The sequence below is a fragment of the Bradyrhizobium embrapense genome, assembly GCF_001189235.2.
In the GTDB taxonomy this organism is placed as follows: domain Bacteria; phylum Pseudomonadota; class Alphaproteobacteria; order Rhizobiales; family Xanthobacteraceae; genus Bradyrhizobium; species Bradyrhizobium embrapense.
The window spans coordinates 108,117-122,114 of the sequence record NZ_LFIP02000002.1 but is presented as its reverse complement, the minus strand read 5'-3'; the positions used below and the strand labels follow the sequence as shown (position 1 = coordinate 122,114).

Annotated in this window: 16 protein-coding genes; 9 read left to right on the top strand and 7 right to left on the bottom strand. The window is 64.5% G+C overall.

Annotated features, from left to right (window positions below):
* The first annotated feature begins 57 nt into the window (after positions 1-57).
* Positions 58-1,107, top strand: a complete 1,050-nt coding sequence (locus AKN83_RS08000) for an amidohydrolase family protein (RefSeq protein WP_050403847.1) — start codon at positions 58-60, stop codon at positions 1,105-1,107.
* Positions 1,108-1,118: 11 nt separating this feature from the next.
* Positions 1,119-2,051, top strand: coding sequence for a GNAT family N-acetyltransferase (locus AKN83_RS07995; protein WP_050403846.1), 933 nt, complete (start codon positions 1,119-1,121; stop codon positions 2,049-2,051).
* A 189-nt stretch (positions 2,052-2,240) separates the two neighbouring features.
* On the opposite strand, the gene AKN83_RS07990 is transcribed toward AKN83_RS07995, so the two are convergent.
* The 3 genes from AKN83_RS07990 to AKN83_RS07980 form a co-directional block, all read right to left on the bottom strand.
* On the bottom strand, positions 2,241-3,497 hold the full coding sequence (locus tag AKN83_RS07990; protein WP_050403845.1) for an aminopeptidase: 1,257 nt from the start codon (positions 3,495-3,497) through the stop codon (positions 2,241-2,243).
* 119 nt (positions 3,498-3,616) lie between these two features.
* Entirely contained in the window at positions 3,617-4,978 is a 1,362-nt protein-coding gene (pcaB, locus tag AKN83_RS07985) for a 3-carboxy-cis,cis-muconate cycloisomerase (protein WP_050403844.1), read from the bottom strand.
* Between the two features lie 60 nt (positions 4,979-5,038).
* Entirely contained in the window at positions 5,039-5,425 is a 387-nt protein-coding gene (locus AKN83_RS07980) for a carboxymuconolactone decarboxylase family protein (protein ID WP_050403843.1), read from the bottom strand.
* Between the two features lie 135 nt (positions 5,426-5,560).
* On the opposite strand from AKN83_RS07980, the gene AKN83_RS07975 reads away from it, so the two are divergent.
* The 4 genes from AKN83_RS07975 to AKN83_RS07960 are packed head-to-tail and all read left to right on the top strand — an operon-like array spanning position 5,561 to position 9,166.
* Entirely contained in the window at positions 5,561-6,520 is a 960-nt protein-coding gene (locus AKN83_RS07975; RefSeq protein ID WP_050403842.1) for a Bug family tripartite tricarboxylate transporter substrate binding protein, read from the top strand.
* 19 nt (positions 6,521-6,539) lie between these two features.
* Positions 6,540-7,427 (top strand): NAD(P)-dependent oxidoreductase, encoded by an 888-nt coding sequence (locus tag AKN83_RS07970; protein WP_063695258.1) that lies wholly within the window; start codon positions 6,540-6,542, stop codon positions 7,425-7,427.
* Positions 7,424-8,404, top strand: a complete 981-nt coding sequence (locus AKN83_RS07965) for a Gfo/Idh/MocA family protein (RefSeq protein ID WP_050403840.1) — start codon at positions 7,424-7,426, stop codon at positions 8,402-8,404. Before AKN83_RS07970 ends, AKN83_RS07965 begins: the two co-directional genes overlap by 4 nt.
* 6 nt (positions 8,405-8,410) lie before the next feature.
* Entirely contained in the window at positions 8,411-9,166 is a 756-nt protein-coding gene (locus AKN83_RS07960; protein ID WP_050403839.1) for a GntR family transcriptional regulator, read from the top strand.
* Positions 9,167-9,200: 34 nt separating this feature from the next.
* Here the strand turns inward: AKN83_RS07960 and AKN83_RS41700 are convergent, their stop codons facing one another.
* Positions 9,201-9,329, bottom strand: coding sequence for a hypothetical protein (locus AKN83_RS41700; protein WP_283807357.1), 129 nt, complete (start codon positions 9,327-9,329; stop codon positions 9,201-9,203).
* A 383-nt stretch (positions 9,330-9,712) separates the two neighbouring features.
* Between AKN83_RS41700 and AKN83_RS40485 the strand changes: the two genes are divergently transcribed.
* Positions 9,713-9,889, top strand: a complete 177-nt coding sequence (locus AKN83_RS40485) for a hypothetical protein (protein ID WP_172803504.1) — start codon at positions 9,713-9,715, stop codon at positions 9,887-9,889.
* 125 nt (positions 9,890-10,014) lie between these two features.
* Here AKN83_RS40485 and AKN83_RS07950 read toward each other — a convergent pair whose 3' ends face one another.
* On the bottom strand, positions 10,015-11,013 hold the full coding sequence (locus AKN83_RS07950; protein WP_050403837.1) for a L,D-transpeptidase family protein: 999 nt from the start codon (positions 11,011-11,013) through the stop codon (positions 10,015-10,017).
* A gap of 55 nt (positions 11,014-11,068) precedes the next feature.
* On the opposite strand from AKN83_RS07950, the gene AKN83_RS40480 reads away from it, so the two are divergent.
* Together AKN83_RS40480 and AKN83_RS41105 are read left to right on the top strand one after the other, a co-directional pair.
* Entirely contained in the window at positions 11,069-11,308 is a 240-nt protein-coding gene (locus AKN83_RS40480) for a hypothetical protein (protein ID WP_172803503.1), read from the top strand.
* A gap of 45 nt (positions 11,309-11,353) precedes the next feature.
* On the top strand, positions 11,354-11,791 hold the full coding sequence (locus AKN83_RS41105; protein WP_244521931.1) for a hypothetical protein: 438 nt from the start codon (positions 11,354-11,356) through the stop codon (positions 11,789-11,791).
* Positions 11,792-11,800: 9 nt separating this feature from the next.
* Here the strand turns inward: AKN83_RS41105 and AKN83_RS07940 are convergent, their stop codons facing one another.
* On the bottom strand, positions 11,801-12,835 hold the full coding sequence (locus AKN83_RS07940) for a D-alanine--D-alanine ligase family protein (protein ID WP_050403835.1): 1,035 nt from the start codon (positions 12,833-12,835) through the stop codon (positions 11,801-11,803).
* On the bottom strand, positions 12,832-13,860 hold the full coding sequence (locus tag AKN83_RS07935) for a putative zinc-binding metallopeptidase (protein ID WP_050403834.1): 1,029 nt from the start codon (positions 13,858-13,860) through the stop codon (positions 12,832-12,834). Before AKN83_RS07935 ends, AKN83_RS07940 begins: the two co-directional genes overlap by 4 nt.
* Positions 13,861-13,998: the final 138 nt, after the last annotated feature.

Sequence of the window (13,998 nt, the reverse complement as noted above, 5' to 3'; positions counted from 1 at the left end):
TCCCGCAGCCGACCTCGGATCGGCGGCCGACAAGAGCAAGAACAGGGAGCATCATCCATGGCCAGCACTCTGCCCGCCTCTGCGAGCGGGCTTTATGCCAATCCGCGCGAAGACTGGCTCGCCCAATATACAGAAGAGATCATCGACCCGGCCCGCCCGATCGTCGATCCGCACCATCATCTCTGGGACCGCGGGGGATTGCGCTACCTGATCGAGGAGATGCGCGACGACATCGCCTCGGGCCACAACATCGTGGCGACCGTCTATGTCGATTGCCGGTCGATGTATCGCGCCGACGGGCCGGAGGCGTTCCGCCCGGTCGGCGAGGTCGAGTTCGCCAATGGCGTCGCGGCGATGGCAGCGAGCGGTGGCTACGGCAAGGCGGCGATCTGCGCCGGCATCGTCAGCCACGTTAACCTTTTGATCGGCGACCAGGCCAAGGCGGTGCTGGAGGCTGAGATTGCAGCGGGCAACGGCCGGTTCCGCGGCATCCGCCACTCCTCGGCCTGGGACGAGGACCCCAACGTCGCCCACATGTATGCCAACCGTCCGAAAGGCATCTTGCTGGATTCCACCTTTCGTAGGGGGTTCGCCTGCCTGGCGCCGCTCGGCCTCAGCTTCGATGCCTGGCTGTTCCACCCGCAGATCGGCGAACTGACCGACCTCGCCCGCGCCTTTCCCGACACAAGGATCGTGCTCGACCATTGCGGCGGACCGGTCGGCATCGGCCGCTTTGCCGGCAAGCGCGAAGAGACCTTTCCGGTCTGGAAGGCGTCGATCCAGGAGATCGCCAAATGCCCGAACGTCGTGGTCAAACTCGGCGGGCTGGCGATGTGCCTGCTCGGCTACGACTTCCACCTCCGCCCCAGGCCGCCCTCGTCGGAGGAACTCGCCGCCGCCTGGCGGCCCTATGTAGAGACCTGCATCGAGGCGTTCGGCCCGAGCCGTTGCATGTTCGAAAGCAACTTCCCACCTGACAAGGGACAGTGCAGCTATCAGGTGATCTTCAACACCTTTAAACGGCTTGCATCACAATATAGCGAAGCCGAGAAGACGGCGTTGTTCTTGAAGACGGCAAAGGATGTTTATCGGCTCGATATCGGGTAAGCTCTCGACTCATGGATGACAGCATCACCATCCGGCCGCTTCGTGAGGCTGATGCGGAAGCGGTGGTCGAACTCTACGCAAAGGCGGCTGCGGTGGAACCGCGGCTGGGCCCAGTCACGTTGCCGCAGTGGGAGCAGTTCTTGAAACTGCCGCAGAACCGTAGCGGCCGCGACTTCCGCATTGCCGAGCGGAACGGCCGGCTCCTCGGCCTCGCTGAGTCATCGTTGCGCGTTCAGGGCGCGCATCATTCCCGGTTCCTCAAGATCGTTGTCGCACCCGAGATGCGGCGCCGCCGGATTGGTCTTGCGCTGTTCGACGAGGTGCTTGCGATCGACACCAGTCCAGATATCACGGTCCAGACGCTGGTGAGCGGCGACTGGCCGGCGGGAATGGCTTTCGTCGCCGCCTTCGGCTTTGTTCATCTTGAGTCAGAGATCGGGATGAAATGCGTCGAGCCGTTGCAGCCGGCGCGCACACTCGCGGCGGCCCGCGCCACCATCGAGCAGGTCAGCGACGTCACCGCCTGCGCCGGCGAGGTCGCTCGCATCCACAACGCCGCCTATGCCTCGGACGCCGCGTTTCGCCGCTATTCACCGGAGGAGATGGCGCAGGTCCTGACCGAGAGCGAAGTCTGGATCGCGTCGGAAGACGGTCAAATGTCGGGCTTCTGCCTGACCGAGCCGGAGCGGAACTCGATGTGGATCGAGTCGGTCGCCGTCGACCCAGCACGGCAGGGACGCGGGCTCGGCCAGCTCTTGGTCTATCGCGTGCTGGCCGCACACGACGTGTCGGTCGAGCATCCCTGCTGGCTCAACGTCTCGAGCCGCAATGCGCCCGCGCTGAAAATCTACCGCCGGCTCGGCTTCCGGCCCCAGCACGAGACCTGCCGCTTCAGCGCGCTGCGCGGCGAGCTGATCGCCGCGCGGGAGCGGCGGTTTCAATAGCGCCCTGGATACAATCCATCCCCGCCACCCCCGCGCAACGGCTTTGCCGTTGTCGCTGGAGGTGCGAGCGGAGCGAGCCTCGAAGGGCGAACGGCCGGGATTTTTCCCCGCACGCGATACCCGGGCCGTCCATCCTTCGGGACTTACAAGGATGACGGATTGAGTTGGGTACAATGAATTGGCTGCGCCTTACGCCCACTCGCCCTTGCGGAACACCGGCACGCTGCGGCCGTCGGCATGGATGCCGTCGATATCGGTGTGGGCCGAGCCGATCATCCAGTCGATATGGATCAGGCTCTTGTTGCCGCCCTGCTCGGCGATCTGCTGCGGCGTCAGCCTGTCGCCGTTGACGAAGCATTTGGAGTAGCACTGGCCGAGCGCGATGTGCGAGGCGGCGTTCTCGTCGAACAGCGTGTTGAAAAACAACAGCCCGCTCTTCGAGATCGGCGAGGAGTGCGGCACCAGCGCGACCTCGCCGAGGCGGCGCGCGCCCTCGTCGGTGTCGAGCACCTTCTTCAAGACTTCCTCGCCGCGCGAGGCCTTGGCCTCGACGATGCGGCCTTCCTCGAACTTGACCGAAATGTTGTCGATCAGCGTGCCCTGATAGGACAGCGGCTTGGAGCTGACGACATGGCCTGAGACGCGGCGGCAGTGCGGCGTGGTGAAGACTTCCTCGGTCGGGATGTTGGCATTGCAGACGATGCCGTTCTTGGCGGTCGACGCGCCGCCCTCCCATTCATGACCGTCGGCAAGCCCGATCGTAAGATCCATTCCGGGACCGGAATATTTCAATTCGTGGAAGCGCTGGCCGTTCAGCCATTCGGTACGCTCGCGCAGCCTGGCATTGTGCCTTTCCCAGTTGGCGACGGCGCCATCCTGATCGACCCGGGACGCGGAGAAGATCGCATCGGCGAGCTTGGCCACCGCGACGTCCTCGGCATCGTCGGGGAATACCTGCTTCGCCCACGACGTGCTGGGATAGGCGATGATATTCCAGTTGGTGTCGAAATTGACGATCTTCTCCAGCGCCGGCTGGTAGGCGATCGAATTGGCCTTGCTGGCGCGCGCCACCTTGGTCGGATCTTCGCCCGACAGCAGCATCGGATTGTCGCCGACGATCGCAAGCCGCGCGGTATTGGCGCCGAACGCCTTGGCCATGCCCTCGTAGAGCCAGCTCGCGGCACGATCGAAGCTCGCATCGTTGGCGTAGCGATAGCGCGCCAGCGTGAGCTCCTCGTCCGAGAAGAACGGAGTCACGAGACCCGCCCCGGCCTTGTAGGCGTGCTCCGCCACCCGCCGCACCAGCGGCATGGCCGCGGAAGGCGCCGTCAGCAGCAAATCCTGCCCCGCCTGCAGTTGCAGGCCGACCTTGATCGCGACTTCGGCGAGCCGATCGAGTTTTACAGGATCGATCGAGGCGGAAAGGTTGCGTTGGTGTGCGGTCATGAAGCGTCCGGCTGTGTCGTTTGAGGGGTTTTGAGGATTCGTAGTCCAATTCGATCCGCGTTCGCAAGGTTCCCGGCCGCAGCCCCCGATCACGCGACGGCGAGCAATTGCCGCGAATTTTACCGCTTCACTGAGGCCAGCACCCGGTCGACCATCTCGGGCGCGAGGCCGAGATAGTTTTTCGGCGCGGTGAGACGGTCGATCGTCGCCCGATCGATCCGGCTCGCGACGCGATCATCCGCCGCCAGCGCCTCGGCCAGCATCAGGCCCTTGTCGTTGGCGACCCGGCAGGCGTCGTAGACCACATCATGCGCCTCCTGCCGGCCGATCGCCGGCGCAAGGCCCATCATCACGGCTTCGGCAACGATCAGCCCGCGGCTGATGTCGAGATTGGCGGCCATCCGCTTCTCGTCGACGATCAGGCCGCCAAGCGCGAATCTCGCCTGATGCAGCGCGCCGGCGGTCAGCACGAAGCTTTCCGGGATCGCCATCCACTCGGCGTGCCACGGGCCGGTCGCCCGCTCGAAATCCTGCACCATCGCATCCAGCATCAGGCCGGCGTGCTGGCGCACCGCCTTGGCGGCGGCGAGCATCAGCTCCGACGAGATCGGGTTGCGTTTCTGCGGCATGGTCGAGGAGGCGCCGCGCCCCTTCACGAAGGGTTCGTAGACTTCTCCGAACTCGGTCGAGGCCATGATCATGATGTCGAGCGCGATCTTGCCGAGCGTTCCCGTGACCAATGCGAGGAAATTCACCGCTTCCGCCAGACCGTCACGCGCGACATGCCAGGTCGAGACCGGAACGCCGAGGCCAAGCTCCTCGCACAGCGCGTTCTGGACCTCGAAGCCCTTATCGCCAAGCGAGGCCAGCGTGCCGGCGGCGCCGGCGAACTGGCCGACCAGTACGCGCGGCTTCAGCTCGGCGAGCCGCGCGGCGTGGCGATCGAAGGCGGCGAGCCAGATCGCGGTCTTGTAGCCGAAGGTCACCGGCAGCGCCTGCTGCAGATGGGTGCGGCCGGCCATCGGCGTGTCGCGGTATCTTTGCGAGAGGTCGGCGAGGATGCCGCGCAATGCAGTGATGTCATCCTCGATGATCGCAAGGCCATCGCGCAATTGCAGCACCACGGCAGTGTCCATGATGTCCTGCGTTGTGGCGCCCCAATGGACATAGCGGCCGGCCTCGCCGCACTGCTTCGCCATCTGATGCACCAGCGGCAGGATCGGGTAGCCGACCACATCGGTCTCCTGCCGCAGCAGATCGAAATCGAACGCGGTGACATCGGTGCGTCTTGCGATCTCCGCGGCTGCTTCCGCAGGGATCACGCCGCAGCGCGCTTCGGCCTTTGCAAGCGCGACTTCGACCTCGGCATAGCGCTGCAGCAGCCGCAGGTCGGAAAACACCTCGCGCATCGCGCGCGTGCCGAAGGCATCGCGAAACAGCACTGAATCGAGCACGGTGGTCGAAGTGGGGAAGCCGGACATGGACGCATCCTGTTGCCGTTCGCAGTCGGCAACGTCCCTATCACGGTGCAGGCCTCTGCCCTAGTCCGCGGGCGCCTCGCCGAACACCTCGGCGGCGATCTTGCTGGTCTCGATCGCGGCCGGAATGCCGCAATACATCGCGACCAGCAGCAGCACGTCCTGCACCTGCGCGGCGGTGCAGCCATTGGCCAGCGCGCCCTTGGCATGGACGCGGAACTCGGTCGGCTTGCTGCTCGCCGCGGTGATGCCAAGCATCACGAGGCTGCGGACCTGGTCCGACAGCCCGGAGCGCTCCCAGACGTCGCCATAGACGTAAGCATTGATGATGTCTTGCAGCGGCGTGCCAAAATCGCCTGCGGCCGCCATCCGCTTGGCGACATCGACCTCGCCGAACATCTTCTGGCGCCGGCGCAGTCCGCGCGCATGGAGATCGCTGGTGTCCACCATCGTCGTCTGGCTCCCCTGTATGGGCTATTTATACGGATAAATATGCCGCATCTCAATATTTCAGAGCGCGATTGCCTTGCACTTCCGGCATATTTGTCCGTATAAATTTGACCAAGCAAAAACGGAGGGACCGGGATGAAGTTACGGCTGGGGCTGCTCGTCGTCCTGCTCGCGGTGCTTCCGGTCCTGCCGGCGTTCGCCGCGACCGATTTCCCGCAACGGCCGCTCAGGATCATCGTGCCCTTCCCGGCGGGCGCCGGCCCCGACAATGTCGCGCGGCTGGTCGGCCAGCATCTGCAGGACGCGTTCGGCCAGACCGTGCTGATCGAGAACCGCGCCGGCGCGCTCGGCAGCATCGGCGCCCAGGAAGTCGCCCGCAGCGCGCCCGACGGCTACACGCTGTTGATGGGCACCAACACCACCCATGCCAGCAATGTCGCGACACTGAAGAGCCTGCCCTACGACCCCGTGAGGGATTTCGCGCCCGTGATCCGTACAACGACCACGGCGATGGTGCTGCTGGTCAACCCCAAGCTTGCGGCCAGCGACCTCACGCAGTTCCTTGCCTACGCGAAGGCCACGCCCAATCTGACCGCGGGCTACGGCTCCGGTGCATCGCAGATCTCGATCGCGCAGCTGCAGTCGCGCGGCGGCCTGTCGCTGATCGCAGCCTCCTACCGCGGCGTGCCGCAGGCGATGACCGATGTGATGGCGGGCGTGATCGACCTGACCTTCGGCGATTTCTCGGTTGCGATCCCGCAGATGCAGGGCGGCACCTTGCGCGGCATCGCCGTGACATCTGCGACCCGCAACGAACTGACGCCCGGCCTGCCCGCGCTCTCCGAAGCGATGCCCGGCTTCGAGGCCACCATCTGGTACGGGCTGTTCGCACCGGCCGGCACGCCGGAACCGATCGTCAACAAGATCTACGCCGAGTGCGCGAGGTACCTCGCGATGCCGGAGACCAGGAAGAAGCTTGCCGATGTCGGCGTGATCGTGGCGCCGCTGGCGCCGGCCGAGTTCGGCGCCTTCGTCAGGAGCGAGGTCGTGCGCTGGTCGGCGGAGGTCAGGGCGGCCGGCATCCAGCCGCAATAGCGCGAAGCGGCGTCGCATCATGGCTCGCGAGACACCTGTCGGAATGATCGGCCTGGGGCTGATGGGATCGGCGCTGTCCGCGCGGCTGATCGATGCCGGCGTCGGGGTGATCGGCTTCGACGCCGATGCGGCGAAGACGGATGGGTTGAGAACCAGCGGCGCCGAGTTCGCAGCCTTCGCCGCTGACGTGGCGGCGCGATGCCGGACCATCGTCATCGCGGTGTATGACGCGGCTCAGGTCACCGGCTTGCTGCCGGACCTTGCGAACGCGAGAGTGCCGCCGCTCGTCATCTGCACCACCACCTGCGCACCGGGCGAGATCACTGACATCGCCGAATTCGCCGCACGCGCGCGCCTCGCCTTCATCGAAGCGCCGATCTCGGGCACCAGCGCCGAGGTCCGCGCCGGCACGGCCACCGCGCTGGTCGCCGGCGATCGCGACGTCATCGCAGCCGCCGCGGCGACGCTCGACATCCTCTGCCCGCAGCGGATCAACGTCGGCGCGATCGGCAATGCCAGCCGCACCAAGCTTGCCATCAACCTGATCCTGCAGAACAACCGCGCCGCGCTCGCCGAGGGCATCGCCTTTGCCGAAAGCCTCGGCCTCGACGGCGCGAGCTTCCTTGCGACCGCACGGCAATCGGCGGCATATTCCAGAGTGATGGACAGCAAGGGACCGAAGATGCTGGCGCGGGATTTCGCGCCGCAATCGCACATCGCGCAGACCCTGAAGGACGCCGAGCTGATCCTGCAGGAGGCCGGCCGGCACGGCCTGTCTCTGCCGCTGACCTCGGCGCAGTCCGAGCTGCTGCGCGCGGCGATCGCGCTGCAGGGCCCGGACAGCGACAGCGCCGCAGTGATCGAGGCGATCCGTGCCGGACGCGACCAGGACAAGGAACATTCATGATCAATTGTGCCATCGCCGGCCTCGGGCGCTGGGGCCGCGCGCTGGTCGAGGCTGCGCAGGACGAGCCGCGGCTCAGGATCGTCAACGCGGTGGAACCCGACATGGCGGGCGCCGCGAGCTTCTGCGCGGCGCATGGCCTGTCGCCTGCGGCCAGCCTCGAGGCCGTGCTCGCCGACCCCGGCATCGATGCCGTGCTGCTGGCAACACCGCATTCGCTACACCGGAGCCAGGTGATCGCGGCAGCCAGAGCCGGTAAGCAGGTGTTTTGCGAGAAGCCGCTGGCGTTGAGGCGTAGTGATGCGACCGAGATGTTCGCGGCCTGCCGCGACGCCGGCGTGCTGCTCGCGGTCGGGCATAACCGCCGGTTCTGGCCGTCGATGCAGGCGCTGCGCGCGATTGTCGCCGGCGGCGAGCTCGGTACGATCCTGCATCTCGAGGGCCACAACAGCAACGAGAACTCGCAAGCCGTTACGCAGGGCTGGCGGCTGTCGCCGGAGGAGTCGCCGGGCGGCGGACTGACCGGCGCGGGACTGCATGTGCTCGACGGCTTCGTCAGCCTGCTTGGTCCTGCCCGACAAGTTTATGCCCGGTTGAGTGAACGCGAGGCCGGACCGCCGCCGCTCGACACTGCAACTTTAGCGATTGAATTTGTGAATGGTGTGAGTGCAACCCTTGCTACGGTCCGCGCAACACCGTTCTATTGGCGCGTGCATGTGTTCGGGACGAAGGGATCCGCAGAGGTGCTCGACGAGGGGACGATGGTGCTACGGAAATCCGGCGAGGCACCCGCGACAACGCGTTATGCGGCGGTCAACACGCTCGCCGCGGAACTTGCTGCCTTTGCCGACGCGGTCGAACGCAGACAGCCGTTCCCGGTGCCCGAAGCAGACGTGCTGGCGACACTCGCCGCGTTCGAGGCCGCGTTGCATTCGATGGAGTCTGGACAACCGGTCGCCTGCCATACGGCATACCAGTGATCTGCCATGTCTGAACAACCGGACCGGGCGAGATCGTCCCGCTATCGCGACATCGCCACCGGACTGCAGAAGGACATCCGACTCGGCACCTATGCGGTCGGCAATCTGCTGCCGACTGAAACCGAGCTGATGGCAAGCTATCAGGCGAGCCGCCAGACCGTGCGCGAGGCGCTGCGCATCCTGATCGACCAGGGCCTGATCGTGCGCCGCGCCGGCCTCGGTTCGGTGGTGATCGCCTCCGAGCCGCCGGTGCTGTTCACCCACAGCGTCAAGTCGCTCGGCGAGTGGCTGCGCTATTCCAACGAGACCTACCGCGACGTGGTTGGCAGCAGCGATATCGTTGCCGACCGCAAGCTGGCTGCCCACCTGAAATGCGAGCCCGGCAAGAGCTGGTTCCTGATCGAGGCCGTGCGCCGCTCCGACCAGTTCTCAGCGCCGCTCGGCTGGACCGAGATCTACGTGCTGCGCCGGTTCGCCGATGTCGTGACCCGCAGCGACCACGGCCGCACTCCGGTGCACGAGCAGATCGCCAAGATGTACGGCCAGGTCACCGAGCGTGCGCAGATGGAAATCTTCGTGCGGGGCATGCCGGCGCCGATCGCCAAGGCGCTCGGCGTCAAGACCGGATCGCCGGCGCTCACCGTGGTACGGCGCTACTACGGCCTGCGCGAGGAACTGTTCGAGGTCACCATCACCACGCACCCGGAAGGGCGCTACACCTACACAATGGATATGCAGCGCTCGCTGCGGCCGAAGCTCTAGGATTTTGCTGAGACGCGTTTCGCTGCGAAACGCGCTATCGCGCCCGCGCCAGATGCGTGGGGGCGGAAGTATGTGCCATCTGCGGGGTGCCGCTTACGCCCCAGATCACGACCGCGATCAGCGCGGCCGCCCAGACATATGGCACAGCATTCGGCTTCTTCATTTCCGAGATCATCCCCAACGTCTCAGATGCACCGATCGACCTCACGACCTCCGTCGTGAATCTCACGACCTCGATTGTCAGCGTCTCACCAGACACCCGTCCTTCACAACGCTACTAAGGTCAGACCTTGTCGGTTTCAGGACGTCTTCATGCGAATCCGGAAATGATTTCGTGGGAACCCGGCCCTCTCATCCGAATTGATGAGATCGCGGGTTTCAATGGCCCGGCACTCGCGGCAGACCTAAGAGAATTTCCTGCTCAAATTTGAGTCAGATGCACAACGAACGTTCCAAAGCGCGGCCACGAAGTACTTTTTGATTGTCCGCCGGACTCCAGCCGTGGCATGCCTGCGCCTGTGACACTGCGATGACAAGGGTTCTCCCGTGACTGCCCAACCGGCCAAACCGCACGGCGGCTCCCGCCGCCACTCCAAGGAATCGCAGAACGAGGTCGCGCGCTCGCTGGAACGGGAGCTGCAGTTCTTGACCGAAGAGCGCCAAGAGCGCGCCCGTCGGCTCGGCCTCGACTTTGCGGCCAAGACGCTGAAGACGGACAACTAGGCGCGCGGCCATCTGTCAGTACCAGTGCGCTGGGATGCACCGCTCGGGGGTCTGGTCACGCCGCAACGGCGAGGCCATTGCGCGCCGAGGGGGCGAGTCCGATTCACCCGGGCACCGTGATGGGACTATCGTGCGCCTTCCAAGAACGTAACCGGCGTCCCCTTTGCAACACCAGCAGCAACGCGCTGCGCATCCCAGTTCGTGAGCCGGACACAGCCGTGGGACGCGGCCTTGGAGACCTTGCCGGGATCGCCGGTGCCGTGAATGCCGTAGCCTTCCCCCGAGAGGTTGATCCACACCACACCGACCGGATTGTTCGGGCCCGGCTTGATCGTGAACGGTTTGTTCGATCTGACGCCCTTGAACTTGTACTTGGGATTGTAGCGATAGGTCGGATTCTTGTTGACCGCCGTCACCTTCAACGTGCCGGTCGGCGTCGGCTTCTCCGTGCTGCCGACCGTTGCGGGATAGAAAGCGAGCAGCTTTCCCGCAGCATCGAATGTGCTGAGCGTCTGCCGCGTCTTGTCGACCTCCACGCGCGCAATCGCCGGCGGCTTTCCGGGGTCGAGCACGTTCGCGACCGCAATGCCGTCACCGGGCTTGTCGAACTTCTGTCCTGGATTCAGTGCCTGCAGCAACGCCTCGCTCATGTGGAATTTTTCCGCAATCGCCTCGCGCGGGCTGGTGTAGTTCAGCGCCGGCAGGCTCTTCATGTCTTCCATTCTCGCGGGAATCTTCTTTAAGAACGGCCCTTTCACGTCGGCGTCGACGATCGTGTAGGTGACGATCACGGCCCCTTCGCTGGCCGCAGCGAGCCTGCTCCAGAGGTCCGCCGTCACGGCCTTGTCGAACGACAATCCATTCGCCTCGGCAAACGCCGTGAGCGCCTTCTGCGCGTTGTCACCGAGCTTGCCGTCGATCTCGCCGGGAGAGAAATGCGCGCGATCGAGCAGGATCTCGAGCTTGGCAACGGATGCGCTGATCTGTTGCCGGCCCGGCAATTTTGCCGTTGGGGCCGCCGCATCATTGATCGCCACGGCATCGAGGCCGGCTGCGATCGCTGGGGCAGCCGAGGCGAGCAAGAGGACGAGGGCAAAATTCGCAACAGAAGAAAGTCGGAACATCGCATATCCCAACGTAGCTACCTTCGGTCAAGCTACGGGAAGCGTCGAAGTTCCAATGCAGAAAGCGGCCGAGAAACAGCAGAGATCGCTGCTTGCCGCAATCGTCCTGCCAAAAAGTCGCTATCGGAAACGCATTTGCGCGCAGACCACGCTGATCCGCAAAGCAATCTTACGGCGCGGACGAAACCGCTGCGCTCGGCAGCGGCGCGAACTGCATCCCCGCGACAGCGGAGCCGGCATATGCACTGGCGATCAGGATCATAACGCGAAGAGCGACAAACATGGTGCCTCCTGAGCTTCTTGTATTTGCCGCAGGATGCCAGGGACTTCTTTCCCGCCGGTGAGCAAAGCTGGTTGCCGCAACCTTGAAGGCATTGGTAAGCGAGCCGTTACGCAGGTGCCCGTTCATGAGTTGAGAACCGTATCGGCCGATCGACCGGAGCGCTCAACGCGCGGTTCACCGTCGCCGGGCATTGTGCGCCTCAATCAAGAAGGCGCAATCACAATGCCGATTTTCAGGACGATCCTTGTTGTCGTATCGACTTTTCTTGCCGGTTTGTACGTCTACGATACCTGCCGCGGCGACTGGCTCACCATGCCGGCATCGGTAAACGATATCTTTGCGCGACGATGGCCGGAACCAGATGAATTTCGTGGCACGGCTCCCCCCGTCGCCACCTTCGTCGCCGACGCGACGCCGGCGGCGCGCGTTAGGGAAACGTTTGCGATGTTCATCCCCAGGGACGCGCGACGCCACCTGATACAGCGCAGCCTTTAATGCTCCGATTTAGCCCAGGGACACGCCGGCCTTGGCGCGGCTGATCCCCAGCGCCACAATGCGATTCAACAGAACCGGGTAATCCAGTCCGTCATGCCCGGCGGCTGTCGCAAACTCCTGGCTCTTGGCGATTTCGGGATTGGGATTGGCTTCGATAAAATACGGAACGCCATTGGTGGAGAGACGGAAGTCGATGCGCGCGTAGCCATCGAGCCCCAAGGTCCGGTAGATGCGTTTCGCCAGCCGCTGAATATGCGCGGATAGTTCCGGCGTCAGATCCTCGGCCGGTCCATCCGCAATTCCGATGCGCTCCTGATAGCTGGTATCGTGCTTGACCTTTTCGGTGGCGATCTGGCGCGCGGCGGGGCCGCCCATGCTGCCGAACTTCAATTCCCAAACCGGCAGCACCCGCAGCCGGTTGTTGCCGATCACGCCGACATAGAGCTCACGTCCCTCGATGAACTGCTCGGCGATCGCGGCCGTTCCGATCCGCTCATGGATAAAGGCGACGCGCTCGGCGAGCTTCTCGTCGGTATCGACGATCGACGCCTGCGAGATGCCGAGCGATCCGTCGCTGCTCAGGCTCTTGACGATCAGCGGCAGCGCAAGCCGCGGCGGCCGCTTGACCTTGCGGCGCATCGGGAACACGGCGAAGGCCGGCACCGGGATGCGGCGGTGATGCACCAGCGTCTTGGACAGATCCTTGCCGCGCGCCAGGATCAGGCCGCGCGGATTGCACCCGGTATAGGGGATCTTCATCAGCTCGAGATAGCTTGCGATGTGCTGGTCGTAGACGACGTCGTAATGAAACTCCTCCAGCAGCGTGAACACGACGTGCGGCTTGAAGCCCTCGATCTCGTCGCGCACCGGCTTGATTTCCTCCTGCACGCCGAGCGGACGAACCTCGTGGCCGGCCGCGCGCAGCGTACTCACCACGTCGTATTCGGTTTTCCACTCGTTGATTTCCCGCGCCGAGTATCCTTCGCTGGAGTCCGGCGGCACACAGTCCGGGTGCATCAGCACCAGAATGCGAAAGTGTTTCATAGCGCGATCCACTTGCGGCGCGATGGGCCGAACAGCGCGTGCATGGTCTTGGCGGTCAGCAGGATGGTGAAATTGGTCACCAGCTTCTGCTCCGGGCCGACGGCGCGCAGATTGAGCTCGCGGCAGCGCGAGATCATGTCATCGAGCACGGCATCGAGCGTCAGCTGGTTCTCGCCCGTCCAGCGCGCGACCAACTGCCTGACCTGGGCACGATGCCGCCTGATGAAGGACGCAGCCGGCGGATGCCGGTGATGCCGCGGATCGGCAGAGAACAGCTTGGACAGATCGCGGTCGTAGGTCTTCGGCGGCGTGAAAGCGTAAAACGCCTGCTTCTTCTTGTAGTGCTCGCCGAGCGTCTGCTTGAGCGTATGCAGCGGATCGACCCGCTCGCGCGTCGTCAACAGCGGCCGCTCGCCGGCTATCTCGCCCATCAGTTCGTCGACATATTCGAGCTTCTTCAGCGCCGGCCATCCGGCATAACGCGTCCGCCAGTTCGAACGCGGCCGCAGCCACACCGCGAAGGTCTCGGCGAAATCCTCATCCGGATGGCTCTGCGCGTACCAGAGCCTGAGATGCTGGACATAATTGCGGCTGGCCGGATTGGGTCGGTAGTAGCGCGGATAGTGTTGCGACGACGGGCCGAACAGCTGCTGCCAGCGCCGCCGACGTTGCAGCTGGTAGCCGTGCTGTATGGCATGACCCGCCTCGTGGCGGAGAATGGCCATGCACTCGGACCACGAGGCGCCCTCGACGTCGAGCATCATCTTCTTCTCGAGTTTCATCAGGCGGGGATGGGCGAGATAGAACGGAATGGCGATGCCGGGCACATCGGCCGGGCTGAACCATTCGCTCGAGATCCAGGTGTGCGGCCGCAGCCGGATGCCGCGCTCTTCGAGCTCTTCGTAGAGCGTGCCGACACAATCCGCGAGCCAAGTGCCTTCGACCGCAACCCTCAGACTGCTGAGGCGTTGCTCGAGCAACTGCGCATCCGTGAGCTTCTCCCAGGCGTGTTTGCGGCGCGGCATAGGCTTCCAAAAATCAAGAACAAACCGGAATTGGGATGGTGTCATAGGTTGCCGCCGGCAACAACCGCCGGGCTTTTGCAGCAGGCCTCGGTCCGCGCCGCTTCACGCCAACCCCGCTTCGTGCTTGCGCCGCAGGTC

Bases quoted from the DNA above. Each gene is read 5' to 3' on its own strand.
- AKN83_RS08000 (WP_050403847.1), top strand. From the start codon at position 58: ATGGCCAGCACTCTGCCCGCCTCTGCGAGCGGGCTTTATGCCAATCCG.
- AKN83_RS07995 (WP_050403846.1), top strand. From the start codon at position 1,119: ATGGATGACAGCATCACCATCCGGCCGCTTCGTGAGGCTGATGCGGAA.
- AKN83_RS07990 (WP_050403845.1), bottom strand. From the start codon at position 3,497: ATGACCGCACACCAACGCAACCTTTCCGCCTCGATCGATCCTGTAAAA.
- pcaB (WP_050403844.1), bottom strand. From the start codon at position 4,978: ATGTCCGGCTTCCCCACTTCGACCACCGTGCTCGATTCAGTGCTGTTT.
- AKN83_RS07980 (WP_050403843.1), bottom strand. From the start codon at position 5,425: ATGGTGGACACCAGCGATCTCCATGCGCGCGGACTGCGCCGGCGCCAG.
- AKN83_RS07975 (WP_050403842.1), top strand. From the start codon at position 5,561: ATGAAGTTACGGCTGGGGCTGCTCGTCGTCCTGCTCGCGGTGCTTCCG.
- AKN83_RS07970 (WP_063695258.1), top strand. From the start codon at position 6,540: ATGGCTCGCGAGACACCTGTCGGAATGATCGGCCTGGGGCTGATGGGA.
- AKN83_RS07965 (WP_050403840.1), top strand. From the start codon at position 7,424: ATGATCAATTGTGCCATCGCCGGCCTCGGGCGCTGGGGCCGCGCGCTG.
- AKN83_RS07960 (WP_050403839.1), top strand. From the start codon at position 8,411: ATGTCTGAACAACCGGACCGGGCGAGATCGTCCCGCTATCGCGACATC.
- AKN83_RS41700 (WP_283807357.1), bottom strand. From the start codon at position 9,329: ATGAAGAAGCCGAATGCTGTGCCATATGTCTGGGCGGCCGCGCTGATC.
- AKN83_RS07950 (WP_050403837.1), bottom strand. From the start codon at position 11,013: ATGTTCCGACTTTCTTCTGTTGCGAATTTTGCCCTCGTCCTCTTGCTC.
- AKN83_RS40480 (WP_172803503.1), top strand. From the start codon at position 11,069: ATGCAGAAAGCGGCCGAGAAACAGCAGAGATCGCTGCTTGCCGCAATC.
- AKN83_RS07940 (WP_050403835.1), bottom strand. From the start codon at position 12,835: ATGAAACACTTTCGCATTCTGGTGCTGATGCACCCGGACTGTGTGCCG.
- AKN83_RS07935 (WP_050403834.1), bottom strand. From the start codon at position 13,860: ATGCCGCGCCGCAAACACGCCTGGGAGAAGCTCACGGATGCGCAGTTG.